Annotated in this window: 5 protein-coding genes; 1 reads left to right on the top strand and 4 read right to left on the bottom strand. The window is 70.2% G+C overall.

The features are described from left to right. The 4 genes from HMPREF3067_RS04795 to HMPREF3067_RS04780 form a co-directional block, all read right to left on the bottom strand. A partial coding sequence (locus tag HMPREF3067_RS04795; RefSeq protein ID WP_083319141.1) for a UvrD-helicase domain-containing protein occupies nucleotides 1-2,349 on the bottom strand: 2,349 nt, incomplete at its 3' end. Between the two features lie 3 nt (nucleotides 2,350-2,352). Then, nucleotides 2,353-3,129, bottom strand: coding sequence for a TIGR02569 family protein (locus tag HMPREF3067_RS04790; RefSeq protein ID WP_070768596.1), 777 nt, complete (start codon nucleotides 3,127-3,129; stop codon nucleotides 2,353-2,355). A 64-nt stretch (nucleotides 3,130-3,193) separates the two neighbouring features. Beyond that, on the bottom strand, nucleotides 3,194-4,249 hold the full coding sequence (locus HMPREF3067_RS04785; protein ID WP_083319140.1) for a DUF3152 domain-containing protein: 1,056 nt from the start codon (nucleotides 4,247-4,249) through the stop codon (nucleotides 3,194-3,196). Nucleotides 4,250-4,329: 80 nt separating this feature from the next. Then, nucleotides 4,330-4,554: a DUF3107 domain-containing protein gene (locus tag HMPREF3067_RS04780; RefSeq protein ID WP_070768592.1), complete on the bottom strand. Its 225-nt coding sequence runs from the start codon at nucleotides 4,552-4,554 to the stop codon at nucleotides 4,330-4,332. A 129-nt stretch (nucleotides 4,555-4,683) separates the two neighbouring features. Between HMPREF3067_RS04780 and HMPREF3067_RS04775 the strand changes: the two genes are divergently transcribed. Then, nucleotides 4,684-5,981 (top strand): DEAD/DEAH box helicase (locus tag HMPREF3067_RS04775; RefSeq protein ID WP_070768594.1); only part of this gene is annotated, 1,298 nt, incomplete at its 3' end.

Raw genomic sequence — 5,981 nt, 5'->3', positions numbered from 1 at the left:
GGCCGCGGCCAGCCGCGCCAGCTGCCGGGCGGCCTGTTCGCGGGCGGGCTCGGTCTGCTCGGCGTCGCTGACCACCCGGCGCAGTGCCGCCACGAAGACGGGCACGGAAAGCACCGAGACCTGCAGCGGATCCACCTCCGCCCCGCCGGCCTGCCCCGGCGCGCTCGGTGCCTGGGTTGTGGTGGGCAGGGCGCTGGGTACCGGTTGCGGATGGGTCTCGGCGGCCGGCTCTGGCACGGTCAGGCCCAGCTCCTTGGGCCACACGCTCGTGCGCAGGCGCCGGTTGGCCGCGCGGCGGGCGAACAGCGCCGGGAAGTTGATGGCCGGGGTCGCGAAATCCGCGATGAACCGGGAGGGCTCCTGGACCTGTTCGGCATCGGGGGCATCGATAGCCACGACCAGCAGGCGTGCGGTGTGCCGGGTGGTGGCCACGTGGAAGAGGCGGCGTTCCTCGTGCAGGCGCTCGCGCAGGTGGCTGACCGGCACGTCCGGGTCAATGCCCTCGTCCACCAGGTCGACCAGGTCCGCCTGGTCGAAGATGGTGCCGGTCTCCCCCAGCGACGGCCACTCGGTCTCTTGGGCGCCGACCACGACCACGGTGTCGAACTCGCGGCCCACCGCGCCGTGGGCGGTCAGGATGTTGACCGCCTGCGGGGTGGCGTTGCGCCTGTCGCGCACGCCGGTGGGTAGTTCCTGCTCCGTGATGTGGCGAACGAAGGTCTTAAGGCCGGCGCCCGGGTAGCGCTCCACGAAGTCGCCGGCGGCGTCGAAGAGCGCCATCATGGCATCCAGGTCCCGGTCCGCCTGGGAACCGGTCGCGCCGCCGCGCAGGGCAGCCGCCTGCAGGCGCTCGGCCAGGCCCGTGGCGTTCCACATGGCCCACAGGATCTCCTCCACGCTGGCGCCAGCCTGGGCCTGCTCCACGCCCGCGCCCAGCACGCCGCGCACACGCTCCAGCACGGCGACTTCCCGCTCGGTCAACAGGTCGTCGAAGTCCGGCAGCGGGCCGGTGATGAGCTCCCGCAGGGTTTCCAGGCCGCGCTGGGCGGGATTCCAGCGCCGCAGGCCGCGGATGAGCCGGCGCAGGGTGACCGGGTCCGCGCCGCCGATGGGCCCGGTCATGAGCTCTTCCAGCTGCGCGGTACGCAGGGGCTGGTAGACCGCCTCGAGCGCTTGGACCATGGCGGCGACGAGGCGCTGCTCGGCCAGCACCACGTCCGTGGGGTTGAGGTGCACGGGCACGCCGGCGGCCAGCAGGCCCCGGCGCAGCGGGGTGATATCCGCGACCGAGCGCACGATGACGGCGATATCGCTCCACGCCACCCCGTCGCTTAGGTGGCGGCGGCGGATGGCGTCGGCCACGGAGGCCTGCAGCTGGGTCGCGGTGGGCACGATGTCCAGGCAGGCCGGCTCCGGCTGCCGCTGCGAGGCGCCCAGGTCGATCCGGTGCTCGGCGGCCAGCTCGTCGAAAAAACGGGTGTTGGCGCCGCGGAAGGCGAAGACCGCCTGCTCCGGGTCGCCGCCCACCACGGCCAGTTTCGCCTGCGCGATGATAAGTTCCAGCAGCTCGCCGGAGGCCGGCGCCAAAAGCTGCGCGTCATCGACCACGATGGTGTGCCATTGGCCAAAATCCAGCTGCCCGGCGCGCAGGAGCACCTGGCTGACCAGCTCCGCGGCCGAGTAGGAATGCGCGCCGCTGAGCGCCATGACCTGTTCGTATTCCTCTAGGAAGTCCCCGGCAGCTGTCCACATGGGGCGGGAGTGTTCGCGGCCTTTCCGACGCAGGGATTCCGGCGACTGGCCGCGCTCGATGGCGCGCAGCAAAAAGTCGCGCAGCTGCCGGGCAAAGCCCACCATGCCCAGCGCCGGGCGGATCTCTTCCGGCCAGCTAGCCCCGCCGGCGGCGGCGTGGCCTTCCAGCAGCTCGCGGATGACGGCGTCTTGTTCCGCGCCGGTGATAAGGCGCAGGTCTTCGTCGCTGGCCTGGCGCAGGAGCGAAAAGGCCAGCGAGTGCACCGAACGCACGAGCGCTGCCGAGGAGGCGTAGTCGCCCAGGTGCGCGGAGATTTCGCGCCGCAGCGCCGCCGCGGATTCTTTGGAGGAGCTGACCACCAGCACGCCGGCCGGGTCCGCCCCGCCGCGCAGCACGTTGAGGACGGTGTCCACCAGAAAGCTGCTCACCCCGGCCCCGGCCCGGCCGGTCACCTTCCATATCCCCCGCTCCGGCAAGGGGTACGGCCACGCGCGGGTGCCGGAGGGCTTCTCACCGGCCACGAGGCGCACCTCGGGCGAGGGCGGGAGGACTACGCCGCTGCGGGCGGTGTCATGGGGATCATAACGTCCTGTCATGCCCTAAAGTTTGGCACACACGCGGGACACGAGCATCTGCTCCACCCGCTGGATCTCCGAACGTACGTTCACGCGCGAATCCTCGTGCAGGGAATTCACGTGGCGGCGGTAGGCGGCCGCGCGCAGCAGCAGCTGGTCCAAGCCCTCGATGTGGTCGAAGCGGTCGCAGATGGCGTCGTCCACGGCGCGGTTAACCAGCCCGTCGACAATCACCAGGGCCGCCGTGTAGCCCTTCGGCCGGGGCGCGGCGGTGGGCACCACCTCCACGATGGCCGGCGGGTTGTGGCCGGAATACAGGGTGGTTGCCAGAAGGTCCGCGTGCCCGACCACGCGGGGCAGGCCGGAAAGGTCCGCGTAGTACTCGCTGGTTTCCTCCCAAGCCGCGCGCTCGGCCTGGGCGAAGACGTCCGTGCGACTTTCCGCGGTGCCGGCGAAAGGCACCGAGTACTCCGCCAGCGCGGCCTCTAAGCGCCCGGCCAGCAGCGCCGTCTCGTCGACGCGCTTTTCTAGGTCCCCGGCCACGAACTGGGTAGCCTTCCAGCCGGCCACGGTGTAGCGCCCGTCCGTGGTCAGCAGCGGGCGGGCCACCCGCGCCCCCGACACGCTCAACTTTTCGCGCACCCGGGCCGACCAGGTGGCCGTGGCCGGTGCGACGGCGTAGACCACGTCACCCACGCGCAGGCCGTTGTCCCAGGCATACCCCAGCTGCTCGGGCTGGCCCACGGCCGGCCGGCCGCTGCTGCGGAATGCGCTTAAGACATGCTCCGGAGGGTTAGAAATCACGTCCGGCTCCTTCACTCGGTTCGGTTTGGGGTTACGTTACTAGCTGAGGTTTTAGGTGTGTTTAGTCGTTGCGGGCTTTGCCGTGGCCCGGGTCGTGGGGATCCTCCACGCCCGGGACCGGGTAAGGCCACGGGTTCGGCTCGCAGGTCACGTCCTCGTCCGGGTAGACCTCGTCCGGGGCCTCGGCGTGCAGAGCCTTGTTGTTGAGCGAGATGGTCTGCTGCATCATCACCGGCGCCAGCTTGCCCTCGCCGCCGCAGGCCTGGTGCTCGGCGTAGCCGATGGCGTGGCCGAACTCGTGGTTGATGAGGTACTGGCGGTAGTTGCCCACATCACCCTCGAAGGCGCGGGAGCCGCGCACCCAGCGCGACTCGTTGATCACCACGGTCGAGTCCCCGGTAATCGTGGTGTGGCAGGAGGTCTCCATGCCCAGCTGCGCGCCGCATAGCTCGGCGGTGGTCTCCAGGGAGGTCAGCCGGAAGCGGGTGTCCGGGTCCTCGTCGGCGCCCACGTGGACGAACTTGAAGGCCGGGTCGTTGGTCCAGCCGCGCGGGTCGGACAGGGTGGCGTCCACCATGCTGGCAAAGGCGGCGTCGCCGCCGTAGCTGGAGGTGTCGATACCATTTTCAATCTCCACCGAGTAGCGCACGGTACGCACCTCGCCCTGCCCCACCTCGAGCCCGGGCGTGCCGACCTCGCGGTAGGTGTCGTCCCCGGCGCGGGTGAACTCCCCGCCCGGCGGCAGCTGGTCGATAGCGCCTTGGACGTCGCCGGCGTCCGCCGGGTCCGGGCCTACGGCCGTGGCGTCGTGGTCGGCCGCCGCGCTGTCTTGCTCCTGGGCGCGCGGGGATCCGGCCTCCTCGTCGGGGCCGGTGAAGATGTCGATGAGCACCCAGATGGTGATGATCGCCAGGACCGGGATGGCCACCACCCGCCACCAGCCGTAGTCCGCGGCGAAGCGCTGCACCGCCCCGCCCGCGCCCGCGCCGTTGTGCGCGGCGGAATGGCGGGCGTTTTCCGGCACGCCAAAATCCCCGGCCCAGCTGCGCTGGTGGTTCTCACCGCGCGGCTCGGCGCGGCGGTGGTGCCGGGGTTGTGGAAATTCCGAATTCTCCATGGCCCTTTAGGTTACCCGGTGCCTGCCGGCGCCCCGCAAGCGGGCGGCCGGGCCGAAGACCCCGGGCAGCGGTGGGAAAACTAGACGCCGGCGAAGCCGACGGCGTGCGGCTTGACCGCGCCGATTTCGACGTAGACCACGCGGTCGGTGCGCACCAGGTACTTGCGGCCCTTCTCATCGGCCAGCTCGAGGGTGGAGTTGTCCGCCAGGGCGGAGTGGATGCGCTGGGCCAGCTCGTCCTGGGTGCCCTCCGCGTTGATGACCAATTCCCGGGCCGTGTCCGCGAAACCAAACTTAATATCCATGGGTGAAAACCCGCCTTTCTGCGTCTTCATCGTCTCTGGCGCACCGCGATGCACCAATTCCTGCTGTTTGAGCGCGAAGCCAAACAATCTAATGGCCCCCACTATAACCGTGCCGGTTAGTATCGAGGTGTGTCTGACTCGCAAACGCCTTCCACCGTACCGCCGACCCCGACGTTTTCTCGCTTAGGTGTGGCCGCCGAGATCTGCGATGCCTTGGCCGCCCAGGGTATTACCCACACCTTCGCCATCCAGGAGCTCACCCTGCCGCTGGCGCTCAAGGGCGCCGACATCATCGGCCAGGCGCGCACCGGCATGGGCAAGACCTTGGGCTTCGGGGTTCCCCTGCTCGACCGGGTCTTCGACGACGCGGCCCTGCCGGAGTGCGACGGCACCCCACACGCCCTCATTGTGGTGCCCACCCGCGAGCTGGCCCACCAGGTCGGCGACGACCTGCGGGCGGCGGCGGCCAACCTGCCGCTGCGCGTAGTCACGGTCTTCGGCGGGCGGCCCTATGCCGAGCAGATCTCCGAGCTGGAACGCGGCGCGGACGTCGTGGTCGGCACCCCGGGCCGGCTGCTGGATCTGCACTCCCAGCACCACCTGTGTTTGGACGCGGTGGCTATCCTGGTCCTGGACGAGGCCGACGAGATGCTGGACCTGGGCTTTTTGCCCGATATCGAAAAGCTCGCAGCCGCGGTGTCCGGTAGCCTGCAGCAGACGATGTTGTTCTCGGCCACCATGCCGGGCGCCATCTTGTCGCTGGCCCGCGGCTTCATGGACAAGCCGGTGCACATCCGCGCCGAGTCCGGCGAGACCGACCAGACCCACGCCTCGACGAAGAAGATCTCCTTCCTGGCCCACCGCATGGACAAGCTGGCCGTGCTCTCCCGCGCGCTGCAGGCCCGCGGGCGGGGCCGAACCATCATCTTTACCCGGACCAAGCGCTCGGCCGCCCAGGTGGCCGAGGACCTGGCCCAGCGCGGCTTTGCCGTGGCCGCCGTGCACGGGGACATGGGCCAGGCCGCCCGCGAGCGCTCGCTGGAGGCCTTCCGCTCCGGCGCGGTCTCCACGCTGGTGGCCACGGACGTGGCCGCGCGCGGCATCGATATCGATGATGTCACCCACGTCATCAACTACCAGGTCCCGGACGATCCGCAGACGTTTATCCACCGCATCGGCCGCACCGGGCGTGCCGGCCACACCGGCACGGCCATCACCCTGGTCGGCTACGACGAACAGGGTAAGTGGGAGGCTATCGATGCCGAGCTGGACCTGGGCCAGCATGATCTGCCCACCTGGTTCAGCACCTCCCCGGAGCTGGCCGAGGCCCTGGACTTCCCGGAAGACGCCGAGGAGTCGGTCGGCCCGGCCCGCGCCGTGGTGGGCGGGGACCGCAAGCGGCCCGGGCGCGAGCGCCGCTCCGGGCG

The organism is Corynebacterium sp. HMSC04H06 (assembly GCF_001815935.1).
Lineage (GTDB): Bacteria > Actinomycetota > Actinomycetes > Mycobacteriales > Mycobacteriaceae > Corynebacterium.
Note: the sequence above shows the minus strand (reverse complement) of the source record. Positions and strands in the feature narration are given on the sequence as shown.